The sequence below is a fragment of the Nocardia sp. XZ_19_385 genome, from assembly GCF_015355755.1.
GTDB lineage: Bacteria > Actinomycetota > Actinomycetes > Mycobacteriales > Mycobacteriaceae > Nocardia.
In genome coordinates this window covers 219,867-240,359 of the sequence record NZ_JACVEE010000006.1, presented here as the reverse complement: position 1 = coordinate 240,359, position 20,493 = coordinate 219,867, and the positions used below count along the sequence as shown (strand labels likewise).

Here is a 20,493-nt window from a genome sequence, read left to right as displayed (position 1 = left end):
TCCGGGGCTGGATGTCAGGCGTAAAGGGCGGCACGAAGCGTCGAGACAGCCTGGGCGACGGCCGCTTTCGCCGCGTGGGTGTCATGCATCGAATTGACCATGACGAAGTCGTGGATGATCCCGCCGTAGCGCGCCTGGACGACGGGCACACCGGCCGCACGCAACTTCCCGGCGAACGCCTCGCCCTCGTCCCGCAGCACATCGGCCTCGGCCGTGATGACGAGCGCGGGCGGCAGGCCTGTCAGCTGCTCAGTGCTCGCCCGCAGCGGGGACGCCGTGATCTGGGCGCGGTCCGCCGCGCTGGTGGTGTACTGATCCCAGAACCACTGCATGCCTTCCCGAGTCAGGAAGTAGCCCGTCGCGAACTGCTGGTAGGAGCCGGTGTCGAAGTTGGCGTCGGTGACGGGGTAGAACAGCACCTGCTGCGCGAAGGACACGTCGCCGCGTTCCTTGGCCATGAGGGTCAGCGCGATGGCCATGTTGCCGCCGACCGAATCGCCCGCGACGGCGATACGCGCGGCATCCAGGCCGTGCTGCGCGCCGTGCGTCGAAACCCATTGCGCCACACGGTAGGACTGCTCGTTGGCGACCGGGTACCGGACCTCGGGCGAGCGGTCGTATTCGGGAAAGACCACCGCTGCGCGGACGCCGACGGCGAGGTCGCGCACCAGCCGGTCATGGGTGTGCGCATCGCCGAAAACCCAACCGGCGCCGTGGGTGTAGATGATGACCGGCAGCGCCTCGGTGACACCCTGCGGCTTCACGATCCGCGCCCGCACCGACCCGGTCGGCCCACCCTCGACGGTGACCCACTCCTCGTCGATATCCGGCTTGTCGATCGGCGAATCCTGCACCGAGTCAACGGCTTTGCGTCCCTCCGCCGGGGGCAGCTGGTAGAGGAACGGCGGCTGGGAGGTCGCGTCGACGAACTCCTGTGCGGCCGGTTCGAGGGCGATTCCGAGCGGATTTCCAGACATGAAAGTTCCTTCCTGAACGGGATTGGGCCATCTACAGTTTCCCTCGGGCAACCCGCTCCGCGCCCCCCTGCACGGGCCGTGAATACCACCGATCAGGACACCAGCGCGGGCTCTCGCAGCTCGACCGGCCCGGTGGACCGGAATCGCTGCTGGTACTTCAGCGGCGGAATGCCCAGCCGCGCCACGAACGCCCGGCGCAGCGCCTCGCTGCTGCCGTATCCGGCCGACATGGCGGCGTCGGTGACGCTGTGCCCGGCGTGCAGCAGGTCGCGCGCGACGCCGAATCGGATGAATGCCACATACTCGGCGGGCGAGCGTTCCAGCTCCGCGCGGAACAGCCGCGTCAGGTGCCGGACGCTCACGCGGGCATGGACGGCCAGCGTCTGAACCGTATGCGGGAACGCGGGATCCGCGCAGATCAGGTCGACGACCTTGCGTACCAGCGGACTGCGCGGCACCGGCCCGGTCAGCGACGCCGAGAACTGCGATTGCCCGCCCGAGCGCTGCATGTACACCACCAGCAGCTGCGCGACCCGGCGTGCGACGTCGGCCCCGAAGTCCTCCTCGACGAGTGCCAACGCGAGATCGACTCCCGCCGCGACTCCCGCCGAGCTGTACAGGTTGCCGTCCCGCACGAAGATCCGGTCCGGTTCCACCACGGCGGCGGGATAGCGCCGGGCCAGATCCGCCGCGAATTTCCAGTGGGTGGTCACCCGCCGGCCGTCGAACAGGCCCAGCTCGGCCAGCACGGCCGCGCCACTGCAGATCGACGCCAGCCGCCGTGTCCGCGCCGCCAGCTGCCGGGCCGCGGCCAGCACCTCGGGCGTCACGAACTGCGATGCCGGTAATTCGCTGCCGGGGACGATGACCGTATCGAATCGGCCCGCGTCGGCGGCCGCGACGCTCACCTCGATCTTCGCGCCGATGGAGGTCTGCACACTGTTCCCGTCGGCGGAGATCAGCACCACGTCGTAACCGGCCGTGGCCTGATTGGCCTCTACGAAGACCTCCGCCGGACCGGCGAAGTCGAGCATTTTCACGCCATCGAAGACCAGGACGCCGACGCGTCGGCGGGGTTGCTCGGAGCAAGTGGTGGCCATGCCGACCAGTATTCTGGAGGCGTGCCTCCAGAACAAGCGATGTGGGCCAACCCACGTGTATTGGTACGGTGACCGAATGGGACGGCCACGACAGTTCGATGAATCGAGCCTGCTGGACGCCGCCACTGAGTTGTTCTGGTCGCAAGGATTCGACGACACGTCGGTGGAGGACGTTTCGCGCGCGACCGGCGTCGGCAACGGGAGTATCTACGGCGCCTACGGCAACAAGCGGGGCTTGTTCCTCGCCGCCTTCGGGCGCTACTGCGAGGGGCGCGGGCGATTCGTCCGCGACACTGTCGTCGCAGCGCCTGGTTCGGCGCGCGCCGCGGTACGGACGCTGTTCGAGGCGGTCGTCGACGACTGCACCTCGCATCCGGACCGCCGCGGCTGCCTCATGATCAACAGCATCGCCCAGCTCGGCAGCCGGATTCCCGAGGTGCTCACCATCGGCGCCCGGACGACCGAGGCCATGGAGGACGGCGTCGCCGAACGTTTGCGCCCAGCGGCGCGCGCGGCGGGCACCCCGGTCGAGGAGGAAACCGTGGCTGCCCACAGCGCCGCCGTCGTGGTGGTGGCGCAGGGCCTGATTCAACTGAGCCGCTTGGGAATTGCCCGCGATCGGCTGCTGGAGATCGCGGACGTGTCCGCGCTGGCGCTGCCCGAGACCTGGGCCGAGAACGGCGTCTAGCGCGCGCTGCCTATAGAGGTCGCGCCGAGGACGTGGTCGCCGGCGTGCCATGAGGCGCGCACCTGGTGCTGGAGAACGGCGTCTAGCGCTCCACCTCTATAGGCCGTGGCGATTCAGGAAGTCGGTGATCAGCTTCTGCCACTCCTGCGGCCGCTCGGCCATCGGGACGTGACCCGAATCGATCTCGGCGTACTCCGACCCGGCGATGTGCGCCGCCAGATATCGGGAATTGGTGGGGGAGATGAGCGTGTCGCGGGTGGTGGCGATGACCAGCGTGGGTACCGAGATGCCGGCCAGATCAGCGGTGGTGTCGCCGCCGCGGACAGCGCCCGCCTGCTCGAAGGTGCCAGCGGGTATGCCCGCCGCGATGGTGTCGAGAAGGCCGGTGACTTGGTCGCGCGGTATCGAGTTGTAGAAGTCCTCGCCGAAGCCTGTCAGGGCGACGAATCTGGCGAAACCTTGCAGGTCGCCTGCCGCCAGGAGGCGCTGCCAGAGGTCCATCGAGGCCACTGTCCGGTTGTCGGCCCGAGCCAGGCCGGCGGTCAGCACCAGTCCGCGCACCCGCTCCGGCCAGCGCGACGCGACCCGCAGCGACACCAAGCTGCCCAGCGAATAGCCGAGCAGCGTAAAGGTTTCCAGGCCTGCCCGGTCGGCGGCTTCGATGATCCCCTCGGCAAGGTGGTCGGCGGTGAGTTCGCCTTCCGAGCGAGGGGTTTCGCCCGAGCCTGGGTAATCGGGAGCGACCACGGTGTGGCCGACGGCCAATGCCGGGATGATCGGTGCGTAATTGCCTGCAATGCTTCCGCCCGCGCCGTGCGCGAGCAGGATGCCGGGGCCGGTGCCGTGGGTGGTGGTGGCGAGTGCGGGAATTCGTGTCATGGCCGCGAGGTTGCCGTATGACATCAGTGTCAAGGTCAAGCCGTCGGAGGGAATCCCCGCACATGCGCATCGGAGAGCTGTCGCACCGCACCGGAGTCAACCCCCGGCTGCTGCGCTACTACGAGCAGCAGGGCCTGCTGACCTCCGAACGCGATTCGAACAGCTACCGCTGGTACCAACCGGACGCCGTCACCCGCGTCGCCCGCATCCGCGAACTGCTCGAAACCGGACTCCCCACCGAGGCCATCCGCTCCCTGCTCCCGTGCACCGAGCCAGGCCCCGGCCTCCTGGCCTGCCCGCACTCGGTCGAAGTGCTAGACAAGCAGCTCTCCCGTGTCGACGAACAACTGAACGAACTCCAGCGCAGGCGTTCGGCGCTATTGGACGTCAGCGGAAGCCTGCATTAGACCCGCGGGCCCCACGCCGCACAGCATCCACGCGGCACCGGATCCGCGGTCCACGCGGCACAGCATCGCGGCCGAAGCCGCACCGCATCCGCGGCCCACACCCGCCGCGGTAGCCGTCCTACTCCGGCGTGCCGCCACCCGAAAGATTCTGTCCCGCAGCCCGGTTGAGGACGATGGCCGAAGCTCGGGCCCGTACCTCCTCGCGCGTGCGGCCCTGGTGGTCGGCGGCGAGGAACTGGTTGCCGATGGCCAGGCAGAAGGCGAGCAGGCTGCGGGCCTCGATTTCGTCGGGGTCGGAGCAGAAGGTGCCGATCATGTCGCGCAGCAGCCCCATGCGTACGTCGTCGACTCGGCGCAAACGCTCGGTGACCGCGGGGTCGCGCCGGGCCCAGTCGCGAATCGCCAGGTCGATGCCCAGCAGGCGGTCGCCGGAGAGGGTGAGGCGACCGGCGAGGACGACCTTGGCGCGGGGGTCTTCGATATTCGCGACGCGTTCGAGGACATCGTCGGTGCATTCGCGTTCCCACTGGTCGAGCATCGCTTCCAGCAGGGCATTGCGGTCGGCGAAGTAGCCGTAGAAGCCGCCCTTGGTCACGCCGAGTGCCTTGGCCAGCACCTCGACGCGGACCGCGTCCACACCGTTGGTGGACAGCGTTTGCAGACCCTGTTCGATCCATGCCTGGCGTGGAGTGCGCGCGACGCCCAAAAGTAGCTCCTCTCCGGGGCTGGCCTCGTTGTTGCCGGTAACCGTATCGTGGCCGGATGATCGCCATCGGACCGCTGGAGCTTGCCGACCGTGCGGCATGGGAGCGACTGTTCCAGGGGTACAACGCCTTCTACGGTCGCGCGACCATGCCGGACGGCTTCTACGATCGAGTCTGGGCCGAGTTCCGGTCGGGCGCTCGAATGCACGCGCTGGGCGCGAAACTCGACGGCGAACTCGTCGGCATCGTGCACTTCTTCGCCCACCCGAGCACCACGTCCTCGGATCTCTGCTATCTCCAGGATCTGTTCACCACCCCGAATGCCCGCGGCAAAGGCATTGCCCGCCAACTGATCTCCGCAGTCCGGTCCTGGGCCGTCGATCAGGGTTGCGACCAGGTCTATTGGCACACAAAGGAAGACAATCACGCCGCCCGCCTGCTCTATGACAAGGTCGCCGAGAATCGGGGTTTCATCAAGTACACGATGCCGATCTGAGCATTCAGGATGCCGGGCAGACCGCCGCGGTGAGTGCGCGGCTGGCGGCGGGGGCTCGCTCCTTGTCGGTAAAATCTTGGTTTACGTTGACGGTTACGGCGCGGCCGGTGGCCGCGGTTTGGCCGGCGTAGGTCACCGAGCCGGGGATGCCGCCGTTGTGGCCCCAGAAGTCTTGTCCGCACGGCATTGTCAGGCGCATCAGGCCGAGACCGTAAGCCATGGTGGTGCTTTCGCCGATGGCGCGGACGTTCTGCATTTCCGCGAGTTGGGCGGGCGGGATGAGCTTGCCGGTCAGGAGCGCGGCGAAGAAGCGGTTGAGGTCGGCGCCGCTGGCGATCATCGCGCCCGCCGCTCCGGCGGCCGATACGTTCTGATCGGTGTAATCGATGCGCTGGCCCCGGACTTCGCTGTAGCCGTGCGGATGCGGGCCACGCATGCCGGTTTCGTCCGGTGCCGGGTAGTAGGTGTCGTGCAGTCCGAGCGGCTCGATGATGCGGCGGGTGATCTCGGTGCCGACCGGAGCTCCGGTGATCTTTTCGATCACCATTCCGGCGAAGGCGTAGTTGGTGTTGCGGTACTGCCATTTCGTGCCGGGTTCGAACTCGGCGGGCGCGGTCAGGGCCGTGCGCAGGATCGCGGGCAGGTCCGCGGTCTGCCAGCGCACCTGTTCGGAGAGGAAGTCGATCTGCCAGGGCTCGGGTGTCGCACCGAATTCGGCAGCGTACTCGGGGAGTCCGCTGGTGTGCTGCAACAGATTTCGGATGGTGATTCGGTGGCCGTCGATGCCGGGCCCGTGCACCACGCCGGGCAGGTATCGCTCTACCGGAGCATCCAGTTCGACCTTGCCTTCGGCTACCAGTTGCAGCATCACCGTGGCCACGAATGTCTTTGTGACGCTGCCGATTCGGACCCTGGCATCGTCGGGGAACGGCGCGCCGGTGGCCAGGTCGCCGACTCCGGCGGTGGCCGACCAGCTCTGGCCCTTCTCGCTGATCACCGCCTGCGCACCCGGATGCCCCAACCGCACCGCATCATTCAGCGCTGTGGTCACCTGCTCCCGCCCGGTATCTCGCACCTCGATCGAATCGTCCACTCCGCACGACATCGCCGTCAGAACCGCCGCCACCAGCACCGCAAGTTTCACCTTCACGGCATCAAAGCTACGGAAAACGACGCCCAGCGATCAGCCTGCTACCGCCCGAATCTCGGGTAGTGCTGGCACTACCGACCGCGGTGTCGGAGTCGGCGAGCCGGGAGGATTAACGCCGAACGGGCCGACGGTCGATTCCCTTAGGCCAGAATGCAATTCGTGACCATTAACGAGCACCCCATGTCGTTACCCGCAGCCGAAAAGCACCTGCTCGAGCGGGTCTCCGAGCTTGCCGTCGGATTCGCCGCCGAAGCGGCGGAGTACGACGACCGAGCCGAGATCGCGGTCGGGCATCTGGAGGCGCTACATAAGGCCGGGGCGGACGCGGCGGTACTGCCGAAGTCGGTCGGCGGGACCGGCCTGAGCTATCTGGCATTCGGACAGCTACTACGCATTCTCGCCAAGGCCGACCCCTCCACCGCGACGATCTGGTTGATGCACGCGGGAGCGGGCGTCGGCCTCGCCGAATTCACCGCCGAGACTCTGGGGCCGTTCTTTGCCCAGGAATTCCTGGCCGGAAAGCGGTTCGCCAACGCGCTGTCCGAACCGGCCAGCGGCAACCGCTTCCTCAACCCGCAGCAGGACGCACTTCCAGCCGAAGGCGGCTGGTCCCTCACGGGTGCGAAGCGATTCGTCTCCGGCGCCGAGATCGCCGACTACCTGATCGTCAACGCCCGGGTGGACGACGTGCCGACCTTCTTCGGCGTCCCGCTGCCCGACCCGTCGGTATCGGTCATCCCGATCTGGGACACCCTGGGCCTGCGCGCCACCCGTAGCCAGCTCCTGGCTTTCGACAACACCGTGTTGCGCGCCGAGTACCGAGGCCGCGCACCGGGTTACACCGACTTCCAGACGATTCCGGCCGGTCTGCCCGCCATCTCGCTCGGCATCGCCGACGCGGCATTGAGCGCACTGGCAGAGCACGCGCGTTCGCGGGTGATCCTGGGCAAGCCGCTCTCCCATCAGCAGTGGGTGCAATTCGAAGTGGCCGACGTCGAATCTCGTTTGGCCGCGGCACATGCGCTCTACGACCGCGGACTCGTCGAGGCGGATAACGGAATTCCCAGCTTCTTTCCGACCTTGATGCGCGCGAAGTATCTGGCCAACAAGGTCGCCGTCGAGGTCGCGCAATTGGGCGTCCGAGTGGGCGGAGCCTCGGGCTACCTGAAACAATCTCCGATCCAACGCCACCTGCGCGATGCCGAAGCCGGCCAGCTGATGGCCTACTCGACCGAGGTGATGGCCGGCGAAATCGGCCGTGAAGTGCTGCAGGTGACCGACGAGTAACTCGCAGATCATGCAGTGAACGTGCTTACCTAGGGGCAATCTAAGCCAATGGACGGAAGGAGCCGGCGAGTGTTCAACCGCATCGCCATCGTCAACAGGGGTGAAGCCGCTATGCGGCTCATCCATGCCGTGCGGGATCTCGCCGCGGAGACTGGGCGGTCGATCGAAACCATCGCCCTCTACACCGATGTCGATCGGACCGCGACATTCGTGCGCGAGGCCGATCACGCCTACGACCTCGGCCCAGCCTCGGCGCGCCCGTATCTGGACCTCAAAGCGCTGGAGAAAGCGCTGGTCGCGACCGGCGCCGAAGCCGCGTGGGTCGGTTGGGGTTTCGTCGCGGAGGATCCCGCGTTCGCGGAACTGTGCGACCAGATCGGCGTCACCTTCATCGGCCCCAGCCCGGAGGCGATGCGCAAACTCGGCGACAAGATCGGCGCGAAGCTGATCGCCGAGGAGGTCGGCGTGCCCGTCGCGCCGTGGAGCCGCGGCGCGGTCGAGACCGTGGAGGCCGCGCTCGCCGCCGCCACCGAGATCGGTTACCCGCTGATGCTGAAGGCGACCGCCGGTGGCGGTGGCCGCGGCATCCGGGTCGTCACGAACGAAGGCGACCTCGTCGATGCCTACGAGCGCACCCGCCAGGAGGCGGTGCGTGCGTTCGGCAGTGGCGTGGTGTTCCTGGAACGCCTGGTCACCGGCGCGCGGCACGTCGAGGTGCAGGTGATCGCCGACGGTCAGGGCACCGCGTGGGCGCTCGGCGTCCGCGACTGCTCGGTGCAGCGGCGCAACCAGAAGGTCATCGAGGAGTCCTCCTCGCCGGTGCTGGGCCCAGAGCAGGTCGCCGAGCTCAAGACTTCGGCCGAGCGGCTCGCGATCGCGGTCGGTTACCGCGGCGCGGCGACCGTCGAATTCCTCTACCACCCCGGGGACAAGCTGTTCGCCTTCCTCGAGGTCAACACCCGTTTGCAGGTCGAACATCCGATCACCGAGGTCACCACCGATTTCGACCTCGTGCGCGCGCAGCTGCACGTGGCCTCCGGTGGCCGCTTGGAGGGTGAGCCGCCCGCCGAACGTGGGCACGCCATCGAGGCGCGCCTGAACGCTGAAGACCCCGATCGGGACTTCGCGCCCGCGCCGGGCCGCATCCAGCGACTGGATCTGCCTGCCGGACCCGGCATCCGCGTCGACACCGGCGTCAGCGAGGGCGACACCATCCCCGCCGATTTCGATTCGATGATCGCCAAGATCATTGCCTACGGCCAGAACCGGGAGCAGGCCCTGGGCCGGCTGCGCCGGGCGATGGCGCAGACCCGCGTGATCATCGAGGGCGGCGCCACCAACAAGAGTTTCGTGCTCGACCTGCTGAACCAGCCCGAGGTGATCGACGGCAGCGCCGACACCGGCTGGATCGATCGGGTCCGTGGCGAGGGCCGGCTGGTCTCGCATCGGCATTCGGCCGTCGCGCTAGCCGCTGCCGCCATCGAGGCCTACGAGGAAGACGAACGGCTCGAGCAGCAGCGCCTGCTGTCCACCGCCTCCGGCGGTCGCCCCCAGGTGCAGCACGACAGCGGCCGGCCGCTCGACCTGAAGCTGCGCGGCGTCACCTATCGGGTGCGCGTCGCCCGCATCGGCGCGCACCGGTTCCGCATCGGCATCGAGGCGGGCGCCGAAATGCGCACGGCCGACGTCGATCTGGAGCGGGTCGACAAGTTCACCGGCCAGATCGTGGTCAACGGCATCCGGTACCGCCTGGTCACCGGCACGCACGGCACCATCCACCTGGTCGATGTCAACGGCGTGACGCATCGGGTCAGCCGCGACGAGGGCGGTGTCGTTCGCTCGCCCGCTCCCGCGCTGGTCGTCGCCACCCCGCTGGCGGTCGGCGACGAGGTCGAGGCGGGCGCACCGGTTCTGGTGCTGGAGAGCATGAAGATGGAAACGGTGCTGCGCGCGCCGTTCAAGGCGCGGCTCAAGGAATGCACCGTCTCCGTCGGCACCCAGGTCGAGACCGGTGCCCCGCTGCTGCGGCTGGAGCCGATTGCCGATGACGACGAGGCCGAGGACGAAACCGCCGTCGGCACCGTCGAATTGGACCTGCCCGACGGGCCCGCGCAGATCGAGCAGGAGCGCACCACCCGCGGCCAGGAGAACCTGCGCAGCCTGCTGCTGGGCTTCGACGTCGACCCGCACGACGAACGCCGGGTGCTCGACGATTACCTCGTCGCCCGCCGCACGGCGATCCAGGAGGGCCGCCGCCCGCTGGCCGAGGAACTCGAACTCGTCGACGTGTTCGCCGATCTCGCCGACCTGAGCCACAGCCGGGTGTTCGGCGAGGACAGCCAGGGGCACGTGCACAGCGCCCGCGAGTTCTTCCACACCTACCTGCAGAGCCTGGACGTGGAGCGGGCCGGACTGCCGGAGTCGTTCCAGGACAAGCTCGCCAAGGCGCTGGGCCACTACGGCATCGCCGAGCTGGATCGTTCTCCTGAGCTGGAAGCCGCGGTGTTCCGGGTCTTCCTGGCCCAGCAACGTCTTGCGGAGACGGTTCCCGTCATCACGACGCTGTTGCGCGAATGGCTGCAGGAGCCGGTCCCGGACGGTGTGCTGCGTGACCCGGTCGGTCTGGCGCTGGAGCGCTTGATGGCCGCGACGCAGGTGCGCTTCCCGGTGATCGCCGATCTTGCGCGCGGCGTGGTCTACGCCTGGTACGGCCGTCCGCTGTTGCGGCGCAACCGGGCCCGGGTCTATACCAACGTCCGTAAGCACCTGACCTACCTGGACGCGCATCCGGACTCGGCCGATCGCGCCGACCGGGTCGCCGACATGGTCCGCAGCACCGAGCCGCTGGTGCGGCTGCTCGGCCAGCGCCTCGAGCGCGGCAGCCAGGACAACACGGTCATGCTGGAGGTGCTGACCCGCCGGTACTACGGCAACAAGGGCCTCACCGGCCTGCGCACCCAGCAGGCCGACGGCTGCACCTTCGTGATCGCCGAACGCGAGGGCCTGAGCCTGGTGTCGGCCGCGGTGCGCTACGACGCCTTGGGCGCCACCCTGCGCGGACTCAGCGAATTGGCCAGCAGCGCAGCGTCAGTGGACGTCGACATCTACCTGAGCTGGGAGGACCAGCCCGACGATTTCGACGCGATGGCGGCTGCCTTGCAGGAGGCCATCGGCGCGCATCCGCTGCCGAATCAGGTGCACCGGATCACCGCCACGGTCGCGGGCAGCGGCGGTGCGGTCATGCACCACCATGTCACCTTCCGTCCGTCCGCCACCGGCATGGCCGAGGAGCGGCTGATCCGCGGCTTGCATCCCTACATCGCGCAGCGGATGCAGATGGAGCGGTTGCGCAAGTTCGACCTCACCCGCCTGCCGTCCTCCGACGACGAAGAGGTGTACCTGTACCGCTGCGTCGCGAAGGACAACCCGGGCGACGACCGCCTGATCGCCTTCGCCCAGGTCCGTGACCTGGCCACGCTGCGCGACCAGGACGGCAACCTGCGTGCGTTGCCGACCGCCGAGATCACCATCGCCACCTGCCTGGATTCCATCCGCCGGGCGCAGTCGCGGCGGCCCTCGGCCAAGCGGTTCAACACCAACCGGATCGTGATGTACATCTGGCCGCCGGTCGATGTCACCCGCGCGGAGCTGCAGTCGATCATCGGCGGGCACGTGCTGCCGACGACCGCGGGCGCCGGGCTGGAGGAGATCCTGCTCATCGCACGCGAGCGCGATCAGGAGACGGGCGAGCTGACCAAGGTCGCGCTGCGCATCTCCTTCGACTCGCACGGCGGTACCGAGGTGACCGTCGGCGAGCCGACCGACGACGTGGTCGAGCCGATCGACGAATACCGGCAGAAGGTGCTGCGGGCCAGCAGCCGCAACACCGTGTACCCGTACGAATTGACCGGCCTGCTGGGCGAATTCGCCGAGTACGACCTCGATGCCAGCCATACGCTGGTGCCGGTCGACCGGCCCCGGGGACGCAACACCGCGGCGATCGTCACGGGTGTGGTCTCGACGAAGACCGAGCGGTATCCCGAGGGTGTCACCCGGGTGGCGCTGCTCGGCGACCCGACGAAATCGCTCGGCGCGCTGTCGGAACCGGAGTGCCGCCGCGTGATCGCCGCGCTGGACCTGGCCGAGCGGATGCAGGTGCCGGTGGAGTGGTACGCGCTGTCCTCCGGCGCCCGGATCTCCATGGAGTCCGGCACCGAGAATATGGACTGGGTGGCGGCCGCGCTGAAGCGAATCGTCGAGTTCACCCAGGACGGCGGTGAGATCAACATCGTGGTCGCCGGCATCAACGTCGGCGCGCAGCCGTACTGGAACGCCGAGGCCACGATGCTCATGCACACCAAGGGCATCCTGGTGATGACCCCGGATTCCGCGATGGTGCTCACCGGCAAGCAGGCGCTGGACTTCTCCGGCGGCGTCTCGGCGGAGGACAACTTCGGTATCGGCGGCTACGACCGCGTGATGGGCCCGAACGGTGAGGCGCAGTACTGGGCGCCGAGCCTGCCCGCCGCGCGCGACGTGCTGATGGCGCACTACGACCACACCTACGTCGCACCTGGCGAGGCCGGTCCGCGCCGGTCCGAGACCAGCGACCCGGTCGATCGCGATGTCTCGAGCTTCCCGCACGAGCTCGCGGGCAGCGACTTCAGCACCGTCGGCGAGATCTTCTCCGCCACCGCCAATCCGGATCGCAAGAAGGCCTTCGATATTCGCACCGTGATGCGCGCGGTGGCCGACCAGGACCACCCGGTCCTGGAACGCTGGGCGGGCATGGCCGACGCCGAGACGTCCGTGGTGCTGGACGCGCATCTCGGCGGCATCCCGGTCTGCCTGTTGGGCATCGAGTCCCGCGGGATCCCGCGCCGGGGCTTCCCGTCCACCGACGGCCCGGACACCTACACCGCGGGCACCCTGTTCCCGCGGTCGTCGAAGAAGACGGCGCGAGCCATCAACGCGGCCAGCGGAAATCGTCCGCTCGTCGTGCTGGCGAACCTGTCGGGCTTCGACGGTTCGCCGGAGTCGCTGCGGAAGCTGCAGCTGGAGTACGGCGCCGAGATCGGCCGCGCGGTCGTGAACTTCCAGGGCCCCATCGTGTTCTGCGTGATCTCGCGGTATCACGGCGGCGCGTTCGTGGTGTTCTCGAACAAGCTGAACCCGAACATGACGGTGCTCGCGGTGGACGGCTCGTTCGCTTCGGTGCTCGGTGGCGCTCCGGCCGCCGCGGTGGTGTTCGCCGGTGAGGTCAACACGCGGACCGCGGCCGACGCGCGCGTGCGGGAGCTGGAGACCCGCGCCTCGAGCGCGTCGGGCACCGACCGGGCGGCGCTGACGGCCGAGCTCGGTGAGCTCCGGTCCTCGGTCCGTGCGGAGAAGATCGCCAATGTGGCGGCGGAATTCGACAAGGTGCACGACATTCGCCGTGCCGTCGAGGTCGGTTCGGTCGACGCGGTCATCCGCGCCGACGAGCTCCGCCCGCGCATCATCGAGGCCATCGAAGCGGGTCTGCCGAGCTAGAAACTCACGCCCTGTCTGCCGATCCGCGCCCATTCGTGGGTGCGGATCGGCGTATAAGCAACAAATGGGTGGTGAGTGTTGCAGAAGCTGGCTGGTTTGCTAGTGTCGGCCAGGTGCCCGCTGCGTCGAAACCCCCTGTGACCCCGAAGGATGCCGAAGACAGCATCGAATCGCGGATCCTGGACGCGGCGCTCGTGCAGTTCGAGCTGGTGGGGTTCAAGAAGACGACCATCGAGGATGTCGCGCGCCGGGCCGGGGTAGATCGGGTGACGATCTATCGCCGGGTCGGGTCGCGCGACGACCTGGTGCAGGCCGTAGTGAGTCGCGAGGTCGGCGCGGTGCTCGCGGAACTGGCGAAACTCCCCGGTCGGCACGACAACGCCGCCGACCTGGTGGCCGACATGTTCGTCACCGTGCTGTCGCGCTGGCGTCAGCACGCACTGGCGCAGCGCATGATGACCCTGGAACCGGAGCGGGTGATCGCGAGCCTCACCACCGAGGGCTCGACCGCGTTCACCCTGTCGGTCGCGGCCGCCGCGGCGGCGGCGCAGCAGGCCACCGAACTCGGGTTACTGCCCGAGATCCCGGATGTCATGACGCGTATGGAGGTCGCCTGCCGGGTGGTGCACTCCTTCATCCTGCTGCCGGACATCACGGTGCGCTTCGAATCCGATTCGGAGATGGCCGATTTCGCTCGGACCTACCTGCTGCCGATCGTCGCCGGCTGAAACGTCAGGCCGCGTTCTCCAAAACACGGATCAGCCGGGCTACGCGCGGGTCGCGGGTCAGCTGATGATCCAGCGCGATATTGATGATGCCGCGCAGTAGCGCGTAGGGTTCCCACCCGGCGGGGGCGATGGTGCGGGCGGCGCGGCGGCCGATGCCGTCGGCGATGACGCGGGCGGCCTCGGCCGCGGTGATGCGGACGTTCAGCGGCCAGGGCAGCAGGTTGTCGATGGCGCGGCCGAGGTCGTCGCGATCGAGGGTGGCGTGGGTCATTTCCGTGTCGACGATGCCGAAATAGGAGATGCCCGCGGTCGCCCGGTGCGGGGCGAGTTCCACGCGCAGGGCCCGGCCGAGTTGTTCGACCCCGGCCTTGCTGATCATGTAGGGGGAGCCGCCCATGCCCGGCGCGAAGGCGGCGCACGATGAAACGACGACGACATGTCCACGCGCGCTGACGATGTGGTCCAGCGCCGGGTGGACGGTATTGAAGACGCCGGTGAGGTTGACGCCGAGGACGTGATCGAAGCTGCGGGCGTCCATGGTGCGCAGGGTGGCCGGTTTCGGCACGACCCCGGCGTTGGCGACCACGACGTCGAGGCGGCCGAAGTGCTCGGCCGTGCGGGCGATCGCCGCGGTCATGGCGTCCCGGTCGGTGACGTCGGCGCCGATCGGCAAGGTGCGGTCACCGAGCTCGGAAGCGACTGTGCGAGCGCGGGTTTCGTCGATATCGACCAGGGCGAGCGCAGCGCCGCGCTGATGCAGGACGCCGGCGAGGGCGCTGCCGATGCCCTGGCCCGCTCCGGTGATCAGCACCGTCTTGCCGCGGATGTCGTAGCGCGCACCGGTGATTCGGCGTAGTGGCCCGATGTCGATCATGCGTTCACCTCGTAGGAGTCGATATCGAATCGGCTGGTGCGCTGCCGATATTGGAAGCTCCAGTTGGGATAGAGCCCGGCATTGCGGCCGTCGGGGGTTTGGTAGTAGCCGGTGCAGCCGCCGGTGACCCAGACCGTGGCCGCGCTGCGCTGGTCCATTTCGTCCAGAAAAGCTTGCTGGACTTGCGGTTTCACTTCGACACGGCGGACGCCCCGGGTCCGCACGGTGGTCAGGGCGTCCACGATGTAGGCGATCTGCGATTCGATCATGAAGATGGCGGACTGGTTGCCCGCGGCGCCGAACGGCCCGAGCGTGCAGAAGAAGTTGGGGAATCCGGCGAGGGTGGCGCCGAGGTAGCTCTGCGGCTGTTTGCGGTAGAGCTCGGCCATCGACAGACCGTCCCGGCTGATGAATCGTTCGAAAGCGCTGGGGGTGGCGGTGAATCCGGTGCCGAAGATGATGGCGTCGATGGGCCGTTCGCTGCCGTCACGCAGGACGATCGAGTGCGGCCGCACTTCGGCGATGCCGTCGGTCACCACCTCGACATTGGGCTGGTCGAGGGCGGGCAGATAAGAGTCGGAGAAGATGGCGCGCTTGCAGCCGATCATGTAATCGGGGGTCAGGGTCCGCCGCAGCTCCGGATCTCGGACCTGGCGCAACAATTGCAGCCGCCCGAGCAGCTCATAGGGGTGCCGGAAGCGTTTGTCCACGAACCCGACCAGGCCGAAGCCCTCGATCGCGGTGAACCAGCCGCCTCGAATCGCCTTGCCCACCAACGGCAGCTGACGCAGCAGCAGGCGTTCCAGGCCGAGAGTGCGCCGATCCATGCGGGGCACGATCCAGGGTGCGGACCGCTGGAACAGCACGAGTTCGGCTACCTCGGGCTGGATTTCGGGCACGAACTGCACCGCTGACGCTCCGGTGCCGATAACCGCGACGCGCTTGCCGGTGAGGTCGTAGTCGTGATCCCAGTGCAGGGAGTGGAAGGTCTTGCCCTCGAAGGTGTCCAGGCCGGGCACGGACGGGTATTTGGCCTCCGCGAACAAACCGGTCGCCGAGATCAGGAAATCGGCGGTGACGTCGCCCTGGGAGGTGATGATCCGCCACTGCGCCGCCGCGTCGTCCCACCGTGCCTCCAGCAGCTCGGTGTTGAACTGGATATGTTGCAGCACATCGTGTTTCGTCGCCACCGCGCGGATGTACTCGAGGATCTCGGACTGCCTGCCGTACTTGCGTGACCAGTTCGGGTTCGGCGCGAAGGAGTAGCTGTAGAGCTGGGACGGCACATCGCAGGCGCAGCCCGGATAGGTGTTGGCCTGCCAGGTGCCGCCGAGGTCGCCGGCCCGCTCCAAGATGACGAGATCGTCGAATCCGGCCTGCCGCAGCTTGATTGCCAGGCCGATACCGCCGAAGCCGGCGCCGACGATCACGATGCGAGGCGAGCGCGTGGATGCGTGCTTAGAGCTTTGTGCCATGGACGTTTTCGTCCCTTTCGATGGGCTACAGGTCCAGGACCAGTGCGTCGTCCGCCGCGCGGGAGACACAGGTGAGCATGTGGTCGCCGCGGTCGGCCTGGAGCAAGGTCCGGTCGCGGTGGTCGACGGTTCCGGCGAGAACGCGGGTTTTGCAGGTGCCGCAGAAACCCTGGCGGCAGGAGTACACGACATCCGGGATCGCGCGCTGGATGGCGGTGAGCGCGGTTTCCCCGGCGCCGACCCGCAGCGTTCGGCCGGTGCGGGCCAGCCGGACCTCGAACTCGCGGCCGTCGGTCACGGGTGGTTCGGAGAACCGTTCGGTATGCAGTGAACCTGTCGGATTGATCGCGAACATGGTCTGCTCCGCGGCGGCCAGAACGGGCGGGGGACCGCAGACGTACACGGCCGCACCGGGTTCGGCGCGTGCGATCAACTCGGCCACATCCGGGACCCCGACTTCGTCGTCGGCCCGAATCTCCGCCCGGGGCAGTTCGTTCAGGAACGGCATCGTCGCTCGCGACCTGCCGAAGTAGATCAGGCGGCCGCGAGACCCGGCCGCCCGGACCATCGGCAGGATCGGGGTGATGCCGATACCGCCCGCGATGAACAGATACGACGGCGCCTCGACGAAGGTGAAAGCATTGCGTGGACCACGCACCCGCAGCGGGTCACCCGCGCGCAGGCGATGCATCTCGATCGACCCGTCCCCACCGTTTGCGATGCGCCGCACCGCAATCCGATAACTGGTCAGCTCGCCAGGGTCGCCACAGAGCGAGTATTGGCGCTGCATTCCCGAGGGCAGGAAGACATCCAGGTGCGCGCCTGGTCGCCACGCGGGCAGCGCTGTCCCGTCGGCGGCGCGCAGTGTGAAGGACAGGACATCGACGGCTTCGGCGACGATCCGGTCGACCACAAGGGTCAGGTCGAAGCCGTTGCGGCGCAGCGGATCCGGTGGTGACAGCAGCGGCGCGGCGGAACCTGCGACGAAGATCTGTTTGTACGCGTCCATCACCGTCCCCAGCATCCGCAGGCCGCGGGAGGGAACGAATGGCTGTGCTGCCGTTGCGGTTTCCATCAGTGCCCGGCCGCCCGCGCGGCGGGGGAGTGCGCGAGATAGCGCAGCGCCTTGTCCATCGGCCCGAGCTGTGACGGGTGGAAGCCGCGCCGCAGATAGCGGGGCATCTCGGTGAAGAAGGTGGTCCAACTGGGGATTACGCCGCGCCGGGTGGCGCTGAGGAACTGCATGGCCCAGTAGCGACCCTTGTCCGGCGAGGGGTCGCGGCGGTACAGGTGCGCCGTCGAGACGATGAACAGCGGCAGCAGCGTCGCGGTGGCCAGCACGGCGGTGCGCGCCCGGCGCGCGTAACTGCCGTCCACGTGCATGAACGCGTCGAACACCACGCTGCGGTGCTCGACCTCCTCCGCGCCGTGCCAGCGCACCAGATCCAGCATCGCCGGATGCATGCCGCGTTCTTCGAGAATGTCGGCGTTGAGCAGCCATTCGCCGATCACCGCGGTGAAATGCTCCATCCCGGCGAACAATCCGAGCCGTTCCTTGAGCCATTCCTGGCGGGCCCGGCCCGTGAGGCCGTGGTCGCCGAGGATGCGGTCGACCAGCCAGGCGATCGTCGACACGTAGGAATCCACGTCCAGCCCGATCGACGCCAGATGCTCGCGCGCGCCCTCGTGGCTGGTGGCGTGCATGGATTCCTGGCCGATGAAGCCCTGGACCTCTTCCCGTAGTCGCTCGTCGTCGATCAGGGGCAACGCCTCGGCGAGGCACTGGGCCATCGCGCGCTCGCCTTCCGGCAAGACCAGGTGCATCACGTTGACGATGTGCGTCGCGAGCACCTCGCCTGGGATGTAGTGCATCGGAACGGATTCGAAGTCGAAGTGGACGTCGCGAGCATGGATCGCGTGCGCTTCCTCGCGGTAGGGGCGCCTCGTCGCGCCGGCAGTCGCAGCCATAGAGCGAATGTACAGAGCAACAAACAGTATGGCAATGTTGCAGAGCGATCTGCTCTCGGTAATCGATCTTGTTGCGGAGCGGCCTCCCCGCGGCGGACGCCTCGCGCCCATAGGATGACCAGCGCGAATTCCAATTCCAGTTAGTGCGGCTTTGTCAGGGCTTCAACCGGTTCGAGGCAGGGAGTGCGGGCGATGGACGGCAACAATGGCGGGAATTTTTCCCGGCGCGGGGTAATCGGGGCCGGGGCGGCCGCCCTGCTGGCGACCGGCGTGGCATCGACGGTGACCGGCTGCGAATCGACTCCGGCGACCCAGGAATCGACGAAGGATCAGGTCGAGCCCAGCGATCACATCGTCGACCAGCAACAGCAGCTCGCCAAGACGTTGCCTTTCGACGACACCCGGGATTTCGCCGACACCGACCGGGGTTTCGTGGCTGCGCTGGAACCCGATGTCGTCAAAGACGCCAACGGTAAAGTGGTGTGGGACAACGATTCCTACTCGTTCATTCGCGGCACCTGCCCGAATTCGGTGCATCCGAGCCTATGGCGGCAGTCCCAATTGGTGGTCAAACAGGGGCTGTACGAGGTGGTTCCCGGGATTTATCAAGTGCGTGGCCTGGATCTGTCGAATATGACGATCATCGAGGGCGCGACCGGCATCATCGTGATCGATCCGCTGATTTCTCAGGAGACTGCGGCGGCGGCGCTGAAGCTGTACCGGGACAACCGTGGCAATCGGCCGGTGACCGGCATGATCTACACCCACTCCCACGTCGATCACTTCGGCGGCGGCTACGGCGTGACGACGCCGGAAGAGGTTGCGGCGGGCCGTGTTCCGGTGCTGGCGCCGACCGGATTCATGGACCATGCGGTGTCGGAGAACATCTACGCCGGTACGGCGATGGCGCGGCGTTCGGCATATATGTACGGCGCCGCCCTGCCGCGCGGCGAGAAGGGGCAGGTCGGCGCAGGTCTCGGTCAGACGACCTCCACCGGGGTCACCACCCTGATTCCGCCGACCCGCGATATCGCCACCACCGGCCAGGAAGAAGTACTCGACGGAGTGCGGATCGTCTTCCAGATGACACCCGGCACCGAAGCGCCCGCCGAAATGAACTTCTATTTCCCCGAGCACCGCGCGATGTGCATCGCCGAGAACGCCACCCACACCATGCACAACGTGCTTACCCTGCGCGGCGCGCTGGTACGGGATCCGCACGAGTGGGCGAAATATCTCACCGAAGCGATCAACATGTTCGCCGGGAAATCCGATGTCGCGTTCGCCTCGCACCACTGGCCGACGTGGGGCACCGACAACATCGTGAATTTCCTGTCCTCGCAACGGGATATGTTCGGCTACCTCAACGATCAGACCCTCCGCATGCTCAATCAGGGTTACGTCGGCAGCGAGATCGCCGAAATGATGCAGATGCCACCGGCGTTGGTGAAGCAATGGAATACCCACGGCTACTACGGGACCGTCAGCCACAACGTGAAGGCTGTCTATCAGCGCTATATGGGCTGGTTCGACGGTAACCCGGCGCATCTGTGGGAACACCCGCCGGTCGAGTCCGCCAAGCGGCACGTGGCCGCCATGGGCGGGGCGCGTGAGGCGCTGAGCAAGGCGCAACGCGCCTACGACGACGGTGACTACCGCTGGGCCACCCAGATCCTGAACTATCTGATCTTCGCCGACCCCGGCAATGATCGCGCGAAGATGTTGCAGGCCAGCACCTTCGAGCAGCTCGGCTACGGCGCCGAGGCCGGCACCTGGCGCAACTTCTACCTCAGCGGCGCCTACGAATTGCGCAACGGGTCGTTCGGCACCCCGACCAGCCCGCCGTCACCCAGCATGCTCGACGGGTTGACCGTCGAGCAGGTCTTCGACGCGCTGGCCTTGCAGATCAACGGGCCCAAAGCCTGGGACCTGCACCTCACCACCGACTGGACCTTCACCGACGAGAACCGCACGCACCGAGCCGAACTCCGCAACGGCGTACTCGTGCACTGGGACCGCACCCCCGACGACGGCGCACCCGCCCCGGACGCCACCTTCACCCTGACCCGGCCGGAGCTCATCGGAATGCTCATGGGCGGCCAGGACCCGGCCGCGGCAGTGCAATCCGGCGCGCTGAAAGTCGGCGGCAACCCGTCGGTGCTGGCCCAGATCAAGGGCGTCGTCGACAAACCCGACCCCAACTTCGCCATCGTCACGCCGTAGCGGGG

Annotated in this window: 16 protein-coding genes; 7 read left to right on the top strand and 9 right to left on the bottom strand. The window is 67.6% G+C overall.

What is annotated here, in order from left to right; genetic code table 11:
* Positions 1-14: 14 nt before the first annotated feature.
* Positions 15-977: an alpha/beta hydrolase gene (locus IBX22_RS34650; RefSeq protein ID WP_194820036.1), complete on the bottom strand. Its 963-nt coding sequence runs from the start codon at positions 975-977 to the stop codon at positions 15-17.
* Between the two features lie 92 nt (positions 978-1,069).
* On the bottom strand, positions 1,070-2,077 hold the full coding sequence (locus tag IBX22_RS34645) for a GlxA family transcriptional regulator (RefSeq protein ID WP_194820035.1): 1,008 nt from the start codon (positions 2,075-2,077) through the stop codon (positions 1,070-1,072).
* 76 nt (positions 2,078-2,153) lie between these two features.
* On the opposite strand from IBX22_RS34645, the gene IBX22_RS34640 reads away from it, so the two are divergent.
* Positions 2,154-2,765 (top strand): TetR/AcrR family transcriptional regulator, encoded by a 612-nt coding sequence (locus IBX22_RS34640; RefSeq protein ID WP_194820034.1) that lies wholly within the window; start codon positions 2,154-2,156, stop codon positions 2,763-2,765.
* 96 nt (positions 2,766-2,861) lie between these two features.
* Here the strand turns inward: IBX22_RS34640 and IBX22_RS34635 are convergent, their stop codons facing one another.
* Positions 2,862-3,644 carry an alpha/beta fold hydrolase gene (locus tag IBX22_RS34635; protein WP_194820033.1) on the bottom strand — a complete coding sequence of 261 codons (783 nt, stop codon included), beginning with the start codon at positions 3,642-3,644 and terminating at the stop codon, positions 2,862-2,864.
* 62 nt (positions 3,645-3,706) lie between these two features.
* On the opposite strand from IBX22_RS34635, the gene IBX22_RS34630 reads away from it, so the two are divergent.
* Positions 3,707-4,051 (top strand): MerR family transcriptional regulator, encoded by a 345-nt coding sequence (locus IBX22_RS34630; RefSeq protein ID WP_194820032.1) that lies wholly within the window; start codon positions 3,707-3,709, stop codon positions 4,049-4,051.
* A 118-nt stretch (positions 4,052-4,169) separates the two neighbouring features.
* On the opposite strand, the gene IBX22_RS34625 is transcribed toward IBX22_RS34630, so the two are convergent.
* Entirely contained in the window at positions 4,170-4,757 is a 588-nt protein-coding gene (locus IBX22_RS34625) for a TetR/AcrR family transcriptional regulator (RefSeq protein ID WP_194820031.1), read from the bottom strand.
* A gap of 56 nt (positions 4,758-4,813) precedes the next feature.
* Between IBX22_RS34625 and IBX22_RS34620 the strand changes: the two genes are divergently transcribed.
* Positions 4,814-5,251, top strand: coding sequence for a GNAT family N-acetyltransferase (locus IBX22_RS34620; protein ID WP_194820030.1), 438 nt, complete (start codon positions 4,814-4,816; stop codon positions 5,249-5,251).
* A 4-nt stretch (positions 5,252-5,255) separates the two neighbouring features.
* Here IBX22_RS34620 and IBX22_RS34615 read toward each other — a convergent pair whose 3' ends face one another.
* The gene (locus IBX22_RS34615) at positions 5,256-6,401 is read right to left on the bottom strand and encodes a serine hydrolase (protein WP_194820029.1); all 1,146 of its coding nucleotides are present in this window, start codon (positions 6,399-6,401) and stop codon (positions 5,256-5,258) included.
* A 159-nt stretch (positions 6,402-6,560) separates the two neighbouring features.
* Between IBX22_RS34615 and IBX22_RS34610 the strand changes: the two genes are divergently transcribed.
* From IBX22_RS34610 to IBX22_RS34600, 3 genes are all read left to right on the top strand, one after another.
* Entirely contained in the window at positions 6,561-7,688 is a 1,128-nt protein-coding gene (locus IBX22_RS34610) for an acyl-CoA dehydrogenase family protein (protein ID WP_309234914.1), read from the top strand.
* A gap of 69 nt (positions 7,689-7,757) precedes the next feature.
* Entirely contained in the window at positions 7,758-13,220 is a 5,463-nt protein-coding gene (locus IBX22_RS34605) for a carboxyl transferase domain-containing protein (RefSeq protein WP_194820027.1), read from the top strand.
* A gap of 137 nt (positions 13,221-13,357) precedes the next feature.
* Positions 13,358-13,948: a TetR/AcrR family transcriptional regulator gene (locus IBX22_RS34600; protein ID WP_194820026.1), complete on the top strand. Its 591-nt coding sequence runs from the start codon at positions 13,358-13,360 to the stop codon at positions 13,946-13,948.
* Positions 13,949-13,952: 4 nt separating this feature from the next.
* On the opposite strand, the gene IBX22_RS34595 is transcribed toward IBX22_RS34600, so the two are convergent.
* The 4 genes from IBX22_RS34595 to IBX22_RS34580 form a co-directional block, all read right to left on the bottom strand.
* The gene (locus IBX22_RS34595; protein WP_194820025.1) at positions 13,953-14,822 is read right to left on the bottom strand and encodes a short-chain dehydrogenase/reductase; all 870 of its coding nucleotides are present in this window, start codon (positions 14,820-14,822) and stop codon (positions 13,953-13,955) included.
* The gene (locus IBX22_RS34590; protein WP_309234913.1) at positions 14,819-16,252 is read right to left on the bottom strand and encodes an NAD(P)/FAD-dependent oxidoreductase; all 1,434 of its coding nucleotides are present in this window, start codon (positions 16,250-16,252) and stop codon (positions 14,819-14,821) included. Before IBX22_RS34590 ends, IBX22_RS34595 begins: the two co-directional genes overlap by 4 nt.
* 70 nt (positions 16,253-16,322) lie before the next feature.
* Entirely contained in the window at positions 16,323-17,372 is a 1,050-nt protein-coding gene (locus IBX22_RS34585) for a PDR/VanB family oxidoreductase (protein WP_194820023.1), read from the bottom strand.
* Positions 17,372-18,265 carry a metal-dependent hydrolase gene (locus tag IBX22_RS34580; protein WP_194820022.1) on the bottom strand — a complete coding sequence of 298 codons (894 nt, stop codon included), beginning with the start codon at positions 18,263-18,265 and terminating at the stop codon, positions 17,372-17,374. Before IBX22_RS34580 ends, IBX22_RS34585 begins: the two co-directional genes overlap by 1 nt.
* 192 nt (positions 18,266-18,457) lie before the next feature.
* On the opposite strand from IBX22_RS34580, the gene IBX22_RS34575 reads away from it, so the two are divergent.
* A complete protein-coding gene (locus IBX22_RS34575; protein WP_194820021.1) occupies positions 18,458-20,488 on the top strand; it encodes an alkyl/aryl-sulfatase in 2,031 nt (676 codons plus the stop codon).
* Positions 20,489-20,493 lie beyond the last annotated feature (5 nt).